The 13,558-nt window shown below is 61.9% G+C and carries 14 protein-coding genes; 3 read left to right on the forward strand and 11 right to left on the reverse strand.

All coding sequences use genetic code 11. From position 1 onward, the window contains the following. Window positions 1-9 precede the first annotated feature (9 nt). The gene (locus AWB66_RS33090; protein WP_125469787.1) at window positions 10-315 is read right to left on the reverse strand and encodes a hypothetical protein; all 306 of its coding nucleotides are present in this window, start codon (window positions 313-315) and stop codon (window positions 10-12) included. On the opposite strand from AWB66_RS33090, the gene AWB66_RS25605 reads away from it, so the two are divergent. Further along, complete coding sequence (locus AWB66_RS25605; protein WP_087632882.1) at window positions 304-1,173, forward strand: manganese catalase family protein; 870 nt, start codon at window positions 304-306, stop codon at window positions 1,171-1,173. The two genes, AWB66_RS33090 and AWB66_RS25605, sit on opposite strands and share 12 nt — an antisense overlap. Before the next feature lie 132 nt (window positions 1,174-1,305). Here AWB66_RS25605 and nadE read toward each other — a convergent pair whose 3' ends face one another. The 8 genes from nadE to AWB66_RS25645 form a co-directional block, all read right to left on the reverse strand. Further along, entirely contained in the window at window positions 1,306-2,151 is an 846-nt protein-coding gene (gene nadE / locus AWB66_RS25610; RefSeq protein WP_087632883.1) for an ammonia-dependent NAD(+) synthetase, read from the reverse strand. Between the two features lie 16 nt (window positions 2,152-2,167). Further along, window positions 2,168-2,668, reverse strand: a complete 501-nt coding sequence (locus tag AWB66_RS25615; protein WP_087632884.1) for a CinA family protein — start codon at window positions 2,666-2,668, stop codon at window positions 2,168-2,170. 113 nt (window positions 2,669-2,781) lie between these two features. Beyond that, window positions 2,782-4,446 carry an alpha-amylase family protein gene (locus tag AWB66_RS25620; protein WP_087632885.1) on the reverse strand — a complete coding sequence of 555 codons (1,665 nt, stop codon included), beginning with the start codon at window positions 4,444-4,446 and terminating at the stop codon, window positions 2,782-2,784. Window positions 4,447-4,595: 149 nt separating this feature from the next. Next, window positions 4,596-5,708 carry an extracellular catalytic domain type 1 short-chain-length polyhydroxyalkanoate depolymerase gene (locus tag AWB66_RS25625; protein WP_087632886.1) on the reverse strand — a complete coding sequence of 371 codons (1,113 nt, stop codon included), beginning with the start codon at window positions 5,706-5,708 and terminating at the stop codon, window positions 4,596-4,598. An 89-nt stretch (window positions 5,709-5,797) separates the two neighbouring features. Next, entirely contained in the window at window positions 5,798-6,400 is a 603-nt protein-coding gene (gene phaP / locus AWB66_RS25630) for a TIGR01841 family phasin (RefSeq protein WP_159462940.1), read from the reverse strand. A 113-nt stretch (window positions 6,401-6,513) separates the two neighbouring features. After that, window positions 6,514-7,329, reverse strand: a complete 816-nt coding sequence (gene phaZ, locus AWB66_RS25635; RefSeq protein WP_087632888.1) for a poly(3-hydroxyalkanoate) depolymerase — start codon at window positions 7,327-7,329, stop codon at window positions 6,514-6,516. Window positions 7,330-7,412: 83 nt separating this feature from the next. After that, entirely contained in the window at window positions 7,413-9,104 is a 1,692-nt protein-coding gene (locus AWB66_RS25640) for an alpha/beta fold hydrolase (RefSeq protein WP_235021234.1), read from the reverse strand. A 41-nt stretch (window positions 9,105-9,145) separates the two neighbouring features. Next, complete coding sequence (locus AWB66_RS25645; protein WP_087632890.1) at window positions 9,146-9,610, reverse strand: MaoC family dehydratase; 465 nt, start codon at window positions 9,608-9,610, stop codon at window positions 9,146-9,148. A gap of 323 nt (window positions 9,611-9,933) precedes the next feature. Here AWB66_RS25645 and AWB66_RS25650 point away from each other — a divergent pair, with 323 nt between their 5' ends. Together AWB66_RS25650 and AWB66_RS25655 are read left to right on the forward strand one after the other, a co-directional pair. Beyond that, window positions 9,934-10,245, forward strand: coding sequence for a Rieske (2Fe-2S) protein (locus tag AWB66_RS25650; RefSeq protein ID WP_087632891.1), 312 nt, complete (start codon window positions 9,934-9,936; stop codon window positions 10,243-10,245). A 759-nt stretch (window positions 10,246-11,004) separates the two neighbouring features. Continuing rightward, window positions 11,005-12,204, forward strand: a complete 1,200-nt coding sequence (locus AWB66_RS25655) for a hypothetical protein (RefSeq protein WP_125469788.1) — start codon at window positions 11,005-11,007, stop codon at window positions 12,202-12,204. Between the two features lie 223 nt (window positions 12,205-12,427). Here the strand turns inward: AWB66_RS25655 and AWB66_RS25660 are convergent, their stop codons facing one another. Together AWB66_RS25660 and AWB66_RS25665 are read right to left on the reverse strand one after the other, a co-directional pair. Further along, window positions 12,428-13,174 carry an SDR family NAD(P)-dependent oxidoreductase gene (locus AWB66_RS25660; protein WP_087632893.1) on the reverse strand — a complete coding sequence of 249 codons (747 nt, stop codon included), beginning with the start codon at window positions 13,172-13,174 and terminating at the stop codon, window positions 12,428-12,430. Window positions 13,175-13,178: 4 nt separating this feature from the next. Continuing rightward, window positions 13,179-13,541: a cupin domain-containing protein gene (locus tag AWB66_RS25665; protein WP_087632894.1), complete on the reverse strand. Its 363-nt coding sequence runs from the start codon at window positions 13,539-13,541 to the stop codon at window positions 13,179-13,181. Window positions 13,542-13,558: the final 17 nt, after the last annotated feature.

Consider the following 13,558-nt stretch of genomic DNA (forward strand, 5'->3'; position numbering starts at 1 on the left):
CCCTCGTTCTCAAGAAACGCGCGGCCGCGCGGCATAGCGATGGCACGCGCGTTGCTGTGCATGAACCGCGTGCCGCTCGATCGCGATGGCGACTTCGGCGGCATGCGCTAACCACCACGCGGCAGTTTTCCCGACCGCATCACGCCAGCGCGGCATTGCCTTGCGCTGAGGCTCGCAGCAGACGACCGCAAGTGACGCACTCGCGCTCCTCTCGGTCGCTGCGAGATTCAAACCTGTTGCAAATTTGATTGTGGCGGCCGATGCCACACGAAATCTTGCGCCCTCAAACAAGGAGCCTTTGAAATGTTCGTGCATAACAAACGCCTGCAATACACCGTCCGCGTAGCTGCGCCCAATCCGGGTCTTGCCAATCTGCTTCTCGAGCAGTTCGGCGGACCGCAAGGCGAGCTGGCCGCCGCCTGCCGTTACTTCACTCAGGCCGTCGCGGAAGACGATCCGGGCCGCAAGGATCTGCTCTTCGACATCGCGACCGAAGAACTGAGCCACCTGGAAGTCATCGGCTCGATTGTCGCGATGCTGAACAAGGGCGCGAAGGGTCAGCTTGCCGAAGCGGTGGAATCCGAAGCCGAGCTTTATCGGTCGCTCACTGGCAATGGCAACGACTCCCACACGACCGCGCTGCTCTATGGCGGTGGCCCAGCCCTGACGAACTCCGCGGGAGTGCCGTGGACCGCGGCCTACATCGACACGATCGGCGAACCGACGGCCGATCTGCGCTCAAACATTGCCGCCGAGGCACGGGCGAAGATCGTCTATGAACGTCTGATCAACGTGACCGACGATCCCGGCATCAAGGAAGCGCTCGGCTTTCTCATGACACGGGAGATCGCGCACCAGAAGTCGTTCGAGAAGGCGCTGCACGCCATTCAGCCGAACTTCCCGCAGGGCAAGCTGCCCGGCGATCCGGAGTTCGCGAGCGTGTACTTCAACATGTCGAAGGGCAACGACGCGCGTGGCCCGTGGAACGAGGGTGGCGACTGGAAGTTCGTCGAAGACCCGCAACCGGCTGTCGACGGGGGCGATGGCTTGGCCACCGTGCAGGTGTCCTTGCAAGAGGTCGAGACGTTGAAAGCGATGGCGGAGCGGACCGCGTCCGACCCGACGAGCTCGCCGACCACCGGTGCTGAGCTGGGTTCCAACCAGCCGACATAACGACGGCTGCGCTTGCGGCCGCCTTTAGCCGGCGGCCGCAACGTCGCCGAGTGCATCGGGTCGTTCCGATGAGAGGGCCGCACTGGCCTAGCGGTCAGTGTGTATGACTAAGATCGCAATCAGCATTCAACGTCAATCTCTCGGAACTTCGATCGGAAGCGATCGCTTGTGTCGTGTCGCCATGTAGAACCGATGTATTGTCGTAAGGACTTCGTCGCTGACTTCCTTTCCTTCCAAAAAATCGTCGATGTCTTCATAGCCTATGCCATAGCTATCCTCGTCGGGTTTCTGCGGCGTGAGCGTCTCGAGATCTGCAGTCGGCACTTTCATGACCAGGCGTTCATGCGCGCCCATCGAACGCGCAAGCCCGCGCACGCGGCGCTTGGTCAGACCCGAGAGAGGCAGGACGTCCGCGCCGCCGTCGCCGAACTTCGTAAAGAATCCCATGAGCGATTCAGCGGCGTGGTCAGTGCCGATCACAACACCTCGCCGCGCGCCGGCAATCGCGTACTGCGCGATCATCCGCTCGCGAGCCTTGACGTTGCCGAGCACGAAGTCTTCCTGGAAGTCATCGACGTATTGCGCGCCTCCCCGCTTGAGCGACTGGAGCATCTCGTCCGATGGCTGCTTCACATCGACGATCAACGTTTCGTCGGGACGGACGAATTGCAGCGCATGTTGTGCGTCCTCCTCGTCGCGCTGGGCGCCGTAAGGAAGCCGAACGGCGAGAAAGTGCGCCTCATAACCACGCGCACGAAGACGCTCGACGCTGAGTTGCGCGAGACGCCCCGCCGTCGATGAATCGACGCCACCGCTAATGCCGAGAACGTAGGTCCGAAGGCCCTGTGAACTCAGGTACTCGGAGAGGAAGGCGATGCGTCGCTCGCGTTCCGCATCGACGTCGAAGCTATCGCGAACGCCCAGCTCGCGAATGACATCCTGCTGCCACTGCCGCCAATTGTTCGGGTTGTCTTGCATGCTCGCCTCCGTCCATTCAGTGTTTCGGTAGACAGTTGAAGTAATGCTCGATACGCGAAAGGGCATAGAGCGCCGCAGCGCGCCGAACTTCGTTGCGCTCGCCGTCGAATACCTTCGTCTCGCTGAAACTCGTTATCTCGCCGCCTCGCATCTTGTAGGACCACGCGAAGCATTGCGTACCGGGCGGCGGACCGTCGCCGGCGACCGAGTCGGCGACACCCGTGTTCGACACGGCGACGTCCGCACAGCAGGCCTCTTGACTGAGCGCACCCTCGGCCATTTCCCGCGCGACTTGCTCGCTCGTGAGGCCGTGCTTTTTCATCGTTTCTTCGCGCACGCCAAGAAAACCCGCTTTGCCGGTCGGCGAATAGGTAACGAACCCGACGTCCAGACAACTCCCGCTCCCCGGCACCGACGAAATCAGTGACGCGATGTAGCCCGCGGTACATGACTCGGCCGTCGCGAGCATCAGGCCGCGGGAACTGAGAAATGAAACAACCTGACGTGGGATGTCCATTTTTTCACCTCGAACGTAACTTGACATCGTTGCTGTGATAGCACCAGCAATCGCTGCGCCAAAGAAATCGCAGCTCGGAACGTCGCCCACGGCAAGGCTTTCGATGCGAGACCTCAAACCTCGCTGCGCTTTAGCAAATAGTCCAGGCCCCCAACCCGATACCACCGATACCCGTAAGGCTCCAGCACGACCGTATGCCGCCCGGACGCATCGGCGTGGCTGTGATCGTCGGATAGCAAGCTCACCAGCATGTCACTTGCCCCGCCCGCCGGCCCGACGCGAAACTTCACCGTGCAGGCCGCGGCGCTGAAGTTGTGCACGCATACGACGGAGTTGTTGCGCCAGTCGTAGCGCAGCGCGAGCACGTCCTCGCGCGAGGCGCGCAGGATCGCGAAGTCGCCCCAGCCGATCTCGGGCACTTCCTTGCGCATGCGGATCATCCGCTCCATCCAGTTGAGCAGCGAGTTCGGATCGCGTCGCTGGGCCGCCACGTTCACGCGTTCGAATCCATAAGGACCGCCCGATATCACGCGCGACACCGGCCGCCCGTGTTTCGTGAAGCCGCCGTGCGGCTCGGTCGACCACTGCATCGGCGTGCGCGCGCATTCGCGCTCGGGCAGACGCAGGTCGTCGCCCATGCCGATTTCGTCGCCGTAGCGCACGACCGGCGTCCCCGGCAATGTCAGCATCAGGCTGTACGCGAGTTCCAGTCGGTGCCGGTCGCCGTCGAGCATCGGCGCGAGACGTCGCCTGATGCCGCGCTCATAGAGCTGCATGCCGGGCTCCGGGCCGAACGCGGCAAAGACGGTCTCGCGTTGCTGCGGCGAGAGGCGCCCGAGATCCAGTTCGTCGTGATTGCGCAGGAACACGCCCCACTGCGCCGTGGCCGCGCGCGATCGGGTCGCGAGGAGCGCTTTCCTGAGCGGACCGGCATCGGCGCTCGCGAGCGCATAGAAGCTCGTCTGATTGACCTGGAAATTGAACATCATCTGCAGACGCTCGCCCGCGTCGCCGAAATACTTCATGTCGGTGTCGGGCAGCACGTTCGCCTCGGCGAGGATGATCGCGTCGCCCTCGCGCCATTGCAGGAACTCGCGGAAGGTGCGCAGCATGTCGTACTGCTCGACGGGGCGCTTGACCTGCGGGCCCTTCGTCGCGATGACGAACGGCACCGCGTCCATGCGAAACCCCGACACGCCGAGCTGAATCCAGAAGCCCATGATCTTGAGCAGCTCGGCCTGCACGTAGGTGTTGGCGGTGTTCAGGTCGGGCTGGAAATCATAGAAGCGGTGGAAGTACCACATCCGCGCTTCCTTGTCGTAGGTCCACGTCGACTTCTGCACGCCCGGGAACACCACGCCGTCCTCGGCATTGGCGGGCTTCTTCTTCGACCAGACGTACCAGTCCCGGTATTTCGACTGGGGATCGCGCCGCGCGTCGCGGAACCACGGATGCTGGTCCGACGTGTGATTCACGACGAGATCGATCAACACGCGCAGACCGCGCTGGCGGCACGCGTGGGTGAACTCGGTGAAATCGCCGAGCGTGCCGTAGCGCGGGTCGACGTTGTAGTAATCAGAGATGTCGTAGCCGTTGTCGCGGCACGGCGACGGCTGGAACGGCATCAGCCAGATCGTCGTGATGCCGAGGCCCTGCAGGTAGTCGAGCCTTCGAACGAGGCCCTGGAAGTCGCCGGTTCCATCGCCGTTCGCGTCCATGAACGTGCCGACTGAGAGGCAATAGACAATCGCGTTTTTGTACCAGAGGTCGTTGACCATGCGCTGTTGACGAAGCCCGGTTTGCCATGCTCAAAGGCGGCCGCGCCGGCAAGTCGGGAGGCGCGGGGACGGATCAAGTGTAGCCGCCGGGCTTCCCGTTCGACAATCCGTGTGACGCCGGAGGCGAGCATGCTCGCCTGCGCGATCAATCAACGATCGAGGCAATACTGGCTGAAGAATCGAACGATCTCCGTGGTCGCGTGCGGACCGCGGGCATCGGTATGAGTACCGGCGGCGCTCCCTCCTGACCATGCATGACCGAGCCCGTGAACGATCCACTGCTCGCCGCTCGCCACGCCGTCGCGATCATGAAACACGTGATGTGTATAACCGTGACCATTCCGCTCGATCTCGACGCGCGTCAACGGACTGGCTTGCGTTGCATCGCGCGCGCCGGACAGCAGCCGGCTCATGGAAACGATCTGATCGCTGTTACGCGGATGCACGGTGTCGTCGGCATCGCCGTGAAAGACGATCAGCGGCACGGCACGCGCCCGGATGCCATCGGACGATAGTGCGGGCAAGCCCGCCTTCCCCATGCCGTCGTTCATGGCGCACAGCGCCGACAGCGGTTCGTCGGCCACGCCGAACGCGACGCCCGAATGAATCGCTGCCGCCGCGTAGAGATCCGGATGCGTCACGGCGAGATTAACCGCCATCGCGCCGCCCGCCGACATTCCCGCGACATAGACGCGCGCCTCATCGACATTGCATATCGCCATGACCTCGCGCGTCAGGGCGGCGATCATCGCTGTTTCGCCCGATTCTCGGGTCCGGTCTGCCGGCCTGAACCAGTTCCAGCACTTGAACGGATTGGCGCCCTCCGACTGCTCCGGATACACGACGATATAACCCTGCGCTTCCGCGATGGCGTTCATCTCGGTGCCTGCGGCGAAGTCGTCCGGGTCTTGCTGCGCGCCGTGGAGCATGACGATCATCGGCATCGGTTTGCCGTGGTAGCCGCTCGGCACATAGAGTTTGAAGTGAAGCGCGTCGTCGCCGTGCTCGAAACGGCTGCTCAACCAGTTGGGCCTGCCGGCTTGCAGAGTCAGCCGCCCGACAGGCGGTGCAGTCGCACCCGCCTGCGTGCCTGCCGAAGCAAGGCGATGCGCGGCGTCCGTCTTGCTGGTTGTTTCCGGCGCGGCGCTCGCAACCGCAGTCTGCGGGTCGACGAAAAACTGGGCCGCGAGCCCTACTGGTCCAAGTGCGATCAGCGACCAAAGCGTGTCGCGCGTCGAGGCAAACGCGTCGAAAGGGTCCATCGGTTTTCCTTATTCCTGTCGAGCACAATAAAAAGCCCGCCTGAAGCGGGCTTCGAACAACCGTGATATGCAACGCCAAGCGTTCAGGATCAACGCTTCGAGCCGGCCTTGGCAGGACGTAGCGCGGCGTCCGATGCTTCCTGCACGCCGTCGGTTACCTCGGCGCTCGCGTCGAGAACAACCTCGGCCGACTCGTCGACGACATCCGTCGATGTCGAGCCGATATTCGACAGAAGCGCGACGGGTCCCTGGGACATCGATTCGAATACACCCTTCACGCCAATGCCGTATTTTTCGTACTGGCCGCGCGTTTCGTTCAGGATGTCGGCTTCGGTGGCACGGACGATCTCGAAGTAATGCCGCGTATAGGCCGCCGTCTTTTCCGGAATTTCAGCAAGCAACGTCGATTGCCAGCTCAGGAAGTCGCCCGGTTTCGCGCTGGAACCCGCCTTCAGGACCGACGTACTTTCCTCGAACACCGTCTTTACTGTTTGCACGTTCAACTCGGCGAGTTGTTGAAGACCGCTAGCGAAACGCTTCGTCACGTTCACGAAACTCTGAAGGTTTGCTGCTGCAACCGAGGATGCCTGCTGGGGGGAATAAGGAAACATTGACCGCTCCAAAAAAGGATTCATCAGGGCCGGTAAATTCCGCCCCCGTATTTTGCTGCGCTGCACCAATGAACCCATCATACGGGAGTCTCGCCGGGCGTCAAGTACGCATTTCGTGGGGTTCATCTCCGTGGCAGTCCGCAGCATGTCGCGATGCGGCCGGTCGTCGCCGTTGCTGCTTGAGCTTTGCGGCGCTAATCCTGTAGCAGAAAGTCGCGCACCACGGGACCTACTTCGCTCGTTCGCGTGACGAGAAAGAGATGGCCGTCCTCGACGACGTGAAGCGTCGCCTGACGGATGCGTGAAGCCAGAATCCTCGCGTTGACGAGCGGCACGATGGGATCGTCGTTACCGTGCATGACGAGTGTCGGCTGCCGCAGACGCCCGAGCCAGAGCAGGCTGCTCCAGCCCCACACCGCCAGCAACTGGTAGACGTATCCGCGCCCGCCCGGCGCCTGGATGTGGCGTCCGTGTTCCTTCAATAACTCGGGGTCGCGCCGGTATGCGCCGCCATAGATCTCCGCGCCAACCTCCTGTAGAAACTTCGGGTCCTTATAGCGGCGGGACCCGATCAGTTTGGACAGCACGGAAATCCGTCCGGGCACCATGATCACGCCCGGCGACGTGGAAGCAAGCACTAGGCGCCGGCAACGCGACGGATACTGATACGCGAACTGCTGCGCGAGCGCTCCCCCCCACGACACGCCGAGCACGTCCACCGGCCCGCTGTAGCCGAGCTTCGCGAGCAGCTTGTCGGTCAGCACCGACAGCGTAGAGAAGCGATACGGCGCAAGCGGTGCGGGCGACCCGCCCACGCCCGGAATATCGAACATCACGACTTCAACGTCGCCGAGCGCATCGACGAACGGCTGAATCAGTTCGAGATTGGCGCCGATGCCATTGAAAATCACGAGCGGCGGCGAAGCATCGCTGCCGCGCCAGATGCCGACACGCAGCAACTGACCTTCGAGAACGACGGACTGAATCTCCATGGTGCGCACACTTGCCATTGTTCTTTTCCTTGCGAATGTGAACGGTTCGTCGCGAGCGCGCGTGAGCACGACCCATCGCGATGGCCGGTCATGTCTTGGGATCAGGCCTCGAGGACATAGGCTCCGGGCGCGTCGGCCAGTCGTTTGTGCCGCTTGTTGCCGAGCGTTTTGGGTGCGGCGCGCAGCTCGCCCGAACGTTCGGCGAGCCACTGGCGCCAGTCGTTCCACCACGAATCCGCATGAGCCTGAGCGCCGGCGAGCCATGCATCGGCGTCGTCGGGCAGATTTGCGTTGGAGAAGAACTTTGCTTTGGGATTGCCCGGCGGATTGATCAGGCTCTGGATATGGCCGCTCGAACTCAGCACGTAACGCGTGTTGCCGCCGAATGCGCGCGCCGTGTTGTAGACGCCTCTCCACGGCGTGATGTGGTCGGTCATGCCAGCCATCACATACGTGTCGCACGTGACCTCGGACAAATCGACCGGCGTGCCGAGGACGGTCAATGCCCGCGGCTTAGTGAAGAGATTGTTCTGGAAGATGTCGAGCAACTGGCCGTGCAGTTTCGCCGGAAGACGTGTCGTGTCGTTGTTCCAGTAGAGAATGTCGAAGGCCGGCGGTGCCTTGCCGAGCAGATAATTGTTGACCCAGAAGTTCCAGACGAGATCGTTGGGTCTCATCCAGGCGAACACGCGACCGATGTCCTCGCCTTCCAGCACGCCCTTGCTCCTGCTGTTCTGCTTGGCGATCTCGACGGCCTCGGGCGTGGTGAAGAGACCCAGCTGGGACGGGGCGGTATTGTCCAGCACCGCCACCATCAGCGTGGCCGCATTGACGGTCTTCTGATCGCGGCTCGCCAGATGGCCGAGCAGCGCGGAGATCGTCATCGCACCGGAGCATGCGCCGTGCAGATTGACATCCGCGTGACCGGTGATATCGCGCACGGCCTGGATCGCTTCGATGAGCGCGGCGACGTAGGTGTCCATGTCCCAGTCGCGGTGTTCCGCGGTGGGATTGCGCCAGCTCACGACGAACACCTGGAACTCGCTCTTCACCAGATACTCGACGATGCTCTTGTTCGCGGCCAGATCGAAGATGTAGAACTTGTTGATCTGCGGCGGCACGATCAATTGCGCGCGAGCGTAGACGTTCGGGGTCGTCGGTGCATACTGAATGAGTTCGAGGACCTCGTTGCGAAACACGACCGCACCGGCAGACGTGCCGAGATTCCCGCCGACTTCGAACGCGGTCTTGTCGACCTGTGCGGGCATGCCCTTGTTGTTCAGCGTGTCGGCGAGCATATTCTTCATGCCCGCAACGAGGCTCGTGCCGCCGGAATCCACGAACTTCCTGAGCGCTGCGGGATTGCCCGGCAGCGTGTTGGTCGGCGCGAGTGCGTCGGTCATGAGTGACATCACGAACTGCGCGCGTTCCTTGCTCGTTTCATCGAGTGCCGAGCGCTCGACAAAACCGGCAAGCGCATTGCGCCACGCCTGATAAGCCTGCAACGTCGTGCGGTACAGCGACTGATCGCGCCAGGCCGGATCGGCGAAGCGCTTGTCGCCTGGTTGCGGCGACGACGTGTCGTTGCCGGTCATGGCCGATGTCAGATCGCGGGCGAGCGCCGCGGTTTGATCGACGAGGAGCGCGGGATGCAGCATTGCCTGCGCGCCGATCTGCTGGACGGCCGCCAAAATGTCGATGGCGCGCAGACCGACGAACGGGTTAGGTCCGAGCATGCCGTCGGTCGCGCCAGCCGTGATGTCGTCGTTCTCGCTGCTCATGTTTGCTGCCATCTCGGTCTCCGTGCGTTCATCCTTGCCTTCTCCTGCTGTCGTCACGCGACGAGCATCACGAGTGTCTGCGCGATCAGCGCGGGCTTGTCTTCGCCTTCGATCTGCAGCTCGTTGTCCATCTTGACGACGACGCGCCCGCCGCCCTTCCGTTCGATCGAAGTCAGCATCACGCGGGCTCGCACGCGGGCGCCGGCTTTGACCGGCGTCATGAAGCGCACCTTGTCGAGCCCGTAGTTCAAGCCGGCTGATGCGTCCGCCGGAATGAGGCCCACTTCGATCGCGAGTGTCGCCAGCAACGAAAGCGTCAGATAGCCGTGCGCGATGGTGCCGCCGAAAGGGCTTTCGCGTTTCGCGCGCTCTTCGTTCAAGTGAATCCATTGCGTGTCGCCGGTGCATTGCGCGAAGGCGTCGATGCGCGCCTGGTCGACCACGACCCAGTCCGACATGCCCAACTCCTGGCCGACGAACTCGTCGATCGTCGCCATGCTGTATCCAATGGTGCTCATGCTGTTGCTTTCCGTTTGGGCGATTGCGCGGCTCTTCGCGCAGGCGCTTCCTGTTGAGTGTGCCGACGACGCAGCGAGAGCAGGCATTGAAACCGGTCGGCCGTTCATCGCGCGGTGATGCCGCTATTCGCAACCTGTGCGAAGGACATCGCGGTGGCGCTTGAAGTCAAGCAACAAGAATACGGAAGGAGGGGACTTCAGGCCCCTCTCGTGGCGGGAGGGGATCGAACGACGCGTGCGTCGGCCCTCCCGCCACGAGAGGGTGACGCAAGGCGGCTCTGCCCTACGATGCAGCCATCCATGCGCACCCGAAGGAAATTACCTTGACGCGATACATACCGATTGCCCGCGCCGACGCCCTCAATGCCGGCTCGCGCATGCTCAAGTTCATCGACGGACGCAGCGTCGTGTTGTTCAACATCGAAGGCGTCGTTCACGCAGTCGACAATTCATGTCCGCACAACGGCGCATCGCTCGCGAATGGCCGCCTCGACGGCAATGTCCTGCAATGCCCGGCGCACGGCTTGCGCTTCGACGTTGCGTCGGGGTGTCTCGTCGGCGCGCGGGGCATGTGCCTGACCAAGCTTTCCGTCGAGACGATCGACGGCGAACTGGTCGTGCAAGTCGACGATTAACGGATACCGCTTTTTGGCCGCATGCGGTTCGTCACCGTTTGGCCGGCCCGTCAGACTTGAGGCGACCGCTTTCCGCCGTCGCGTTGAATGAATCCAGCATCGCGACCATACGATGCTGCCGCGTGCGACGTGTCCTCGCGCGCTCCGAACACCTCCGCACTGCCCCTTCCTTAATTACCCTGCCGCGCGTCTCTCCCTTTCAATGCAAAAGGCGTATTGCCATGCGCTGAATTCGCACGCCATGCCCGCATGCAAATAGCAAAACCGCGAGCTAATAAGCGACGTAATTGGTGTGAAGTAATCAATCGCCGATCTGTTAGAGCGAAGCCTGCTCCATTTTCGACTTTCGTCGAAATCAGCAAACGATCAACCGGCATTAAATACCGAATTCTGACGCCGCTTTCGGCTAAAGAAGCGAAATTTACTTTCAACCAGTAATAGATGTAACACTTTGTTTCATAAGACAAATAGGAAAAACCGGTAGTTTTGCTATTTTTTGCGTTTTTCTACGGCTGCGAAATCGGTAGAAGTCTGCTGGATATAATGCGTCGCATCCTAATCCAGTACTTTATACCAATGATTAATACCAAACGTAACAGCGAAGACGCAATAAATACCGCTTCCGCTAATGGCACTTCTTTCGACGCCCAACTCACTCGTCGGAAGTTTCTTTCCTTTTTGATGGCCGGTGCGGGCTCGACTGCCTTGGCCGCCTGCGGCGGAGGTGGAATCGCCGATGAAGGCACGAACGTCGCGAGCGTGTCGAAGGCTGCCACGACCGCGTCGCCGGACGGCACGACGATTCCGTCGGCAACGTCCATCGTCGACAGCGCCGGGAACGTCTGGACGCTCGTCAGCAATCGCGTGACCCGCAACGGCACGTCGGTCGCGACCGGCTCGGCCAAGCCGCTGACGCTGATCCTCTGGTACGGCGGTGTCATCTACGCGCAGAACGCCGACGGCATCTGGTACAAGAACGGCAGCCCATGGACATCGCTCGGCGCGAACGACCCGCGCCCGAAGACCAACGCGGCTTCGCTCTTCTATGGCATGAACGGTCACATGGCCTACAACAGCGGCATCTACAAGACGACCACGCCGGCCGCGCAACTCGCGTTGCTGCAGGATCTCGGCGCCGGCATCTATCGATGCGACACCGCGGGCGCCGGCATGTCTCAGGTGCTGGCCGATGCGCTCAACGGTGCGTTCAAGGGCAGCGGCGTGCAGATCCTGCCGGTGCTCAATCCGATCTCCGCAGGCTGGAACATCACCAGCACGGAATCGGCAGCGTACACGCTCGGCTATAACCTCGGCGTCAACTGCACGAAGCCGCTGAAGGGCCTCGTGAAGTACGTCGAATGCGGCAACGAATGCGACGTCCCGCTGAAGATCGGCGGCAACGGCGCCTCGTGTGCGGACTGGAGTCCCGCGTACTGGCCGTCGTTCCGTGGCGTGATCCGCGGCATGATCGACGGCGTTAAGGCAGTCGATCCGACGATCCAGGTCGGCGTGAACGTCGGCATCCCGATGGCTTACCGCGCACTGCAGATGCTGTGGAACGGCATCTCACCGGACGGCACGGCGGACGGCGTCGGCGGCGCGGCGCTCGTGCGCTGGGACATCACGATGTATCACTGGTACAAGAGTTCCTACGACATCCTGTATGCGGGCGGCCCGGCGCGAGTCGACATCCCGCAGGTGCTTAAGGACTCGTTCGGCATGCCGATCTGGCTGACGGAGTTCGGCTGGTCCGGTTCACTGGATACGCCCGATACGGCCGCCGCCTACGTCACGAAGGCAATGACGCAGTACAAGTCGATCAAGGACAAGTACAACATCCAGTGCATCATGATGTATTGCGTGATCGATCCGAACTACGGCCTGATTCAGGCGGATGGCGTGACGAAGAACCCTGCCTACAGCGCGTACAAAAACTTCGTCGCTGCGAATCCGGTGTAATGCCGAGGCCGCACGCTACCGGTCGGCGGGGATACGTGTTTCCCGCCGACCGGGCTTCGCGGTATAGGCGCGGACAAGAGACGCGTTGTCGAACAGCCATCGTAAGCGTCGATGGTATCGGCGCTGAATGATTGCGCCCGCGTGCAGTTCAGCGACCCATGCCGTCTCTTTAGACGGCTTCTCCCGTACGAGGCCACTCGTCGACCTGCCGCGTCAGCGACATTCAAAACGGACTGATGCCTGACATGCCCCCATCGACTGCAAGGTCGGCACCGGTCATATAACGCGATTCATCCGAGGCAAGAAAGAGGATCGCGGCGGCGATTTCGGCTGGCTCGGCCGGCCGCTTCATCGGAATCGCTTTCGACCATTGCATCAGTTGCGCTTCGGACATGCCCAGGGAATCGAAGATCGGCGTGTGCGCAACGCCCGGTGAAATGCTGTTGACGCGTATATCGAACTCGACGAATTCCGCCGCAAAGCTCTTTGCCAGCGAGACCACCGCCGCCTTCGACGCGCAATAGGCGGAGAAATTCTTCGTGCCCTGATTGGCCGCTAGCGACGCAACGAGGATGATCGACGCAGGCCGGGCGAGAAACGGCAGCGCCTCACGCACAGTCGAATACACGCCGCCAACGTTGATGTCGAGGACCTCTGAAAACTGCTTCACCGACGTCTCGCGCACCGGCGTTTGTCGGGAAATATCCGCATTGGCGACCACGACATTGACATCGCATTGGAAATGGCCGACTGCGGTCTCATACAACCGTTGCATGTCGTCCGGGTTCGCCGCGTTCGCAATGACAGGCAGCGCATGCTCGCCGAGCCTCTCGGCGGCGCGTTGCAGCTTGCCCGGGTCGCGCCCACTGATCACCACGCGCGCGCCTTCGGAGACGAATCGTTCGGCGGCGGCGAAGCCAATGCCGCTACTGCCGCCCGTCACTACCGCCAGAGCATGTTTCAACCGCATCGTCTCATCCCCGCACGTTGACGACCAATGCGCGGCCTGAACGGATCGCGCGCGTCGTGTGGCCTGTGCCCTGCAGATCGGCGGCAAGGAAAACCGCGCCCGCTGCAAAGCGGCGCGCAGCATCTCCCCCTTGCACGGTGATTTCAAGCTCGCCTTCGAGCACGACTACATATTGCCTGGATGGCGGGTTATGCCAGCCGAGGAAATAGTCACCATCGAACTCATGCACGAGCACGCTTTCGCAAGGCTGCGGCGACGATAACGATACGACAACGCCGTTGAAAGACACCGGAGCCGCTTCAAACGGGCGAATGGTCCTGAATTGCGAGTGTCCGTCGGGGCCGGTGTATATCTCGATGCATTCCATCGTGTCTCCTCTGGCGG

Source organism: Caballeronia telluris (assembly GCF_001544495.1).
GTDB classification, from domain to species: domain Bacteria; phylum Pseudomonadota; class Gammaproteobacteria; order Burkholderiales; family Burkholderiaceae; genus Caballeronia; species Caballeronia telluris.

Coding starts and splice junctions, on each gene's coding strand:
- AWB66_RS25620 (WP_087632885.1), bottom strand. CDS start 4,446: ATGGTCAACGACCTCTGGTACAAAAACGCGATTGTCTATTGCCTCTCA.
- AWB66_RS25640 (WP_235021234.1), bottom strand. CDS start 9,104: ATGGCAGCAAACATGAGCAGCGAGAACGACGACATCACGGCTGGCGCG.
- AWB66_RS25605 (WP_087632882.1), top strand. CDS start 304: ATGTTCGTGCATAACAAACGCCTGCAATACACCGTCCGCGTAGCTGCG.
- AWB66_RS25665 (WP_087632894.1), bottom strand. CDS start 13,541: ATGGAATGCATCGAGATATACACCGGCCCCGACGGACACTCGCAATTC.
- AWB66_RS25615 (WP_087632884.1), bottom strand. CDS start 2,668: ATGGACATCCCACGTCAGGTTGTTTCATTTCTCAGTTCCCGCGGCCTG.
- AWB66_RS25645 (WP_087632890.1), bottom strand. CDS start 9,610: ATGAGCACCATTGGATACAGCATGGCGACGATCGACGAGTTCGTCGGC.
- phaP (WP_159462940.1), bottom strand. CDS start 6,400: ATGATGGGTTCATTGGTGCAGCGCAGCAAAATACGGGGGCGGAATTTA.
- nadE (WP_087632883.1), bottom strand. CDS start 2,151: ATGCAAGACAACCCGAACAATTGGCGGCAGTGGCAGCAGGATGTCATT.
- AWB66_RS33090 (WP_125469787.1), bottom strand. CDS start 315: ATGCACGAACATTTCAAAGGCTCCTTGTTTGAGGGCGCAAGATTTCGT.
- AWB66_RS25660 (WP_087632893.1), bottom strand. CDS start 13,174: ATGCGGTTGAAACATGCTCTGGCGGTAGTGACGGGCGGCAGTAGCGGC.
- phaZ (WP_087632888.1), bottom strand. CDS start 7,329: ATGGCAAGTGTGCGCACCATGGAGATTCAGTCCGTCGTTCTCGAAGGT.
- AWB66_RS25625 (WP_087632886.1), bottom strand. CDS start 5,708: ATGGACCCTTTCGACGCGTTTGCCTCGACGCGCGACACGCTTTGGTCG.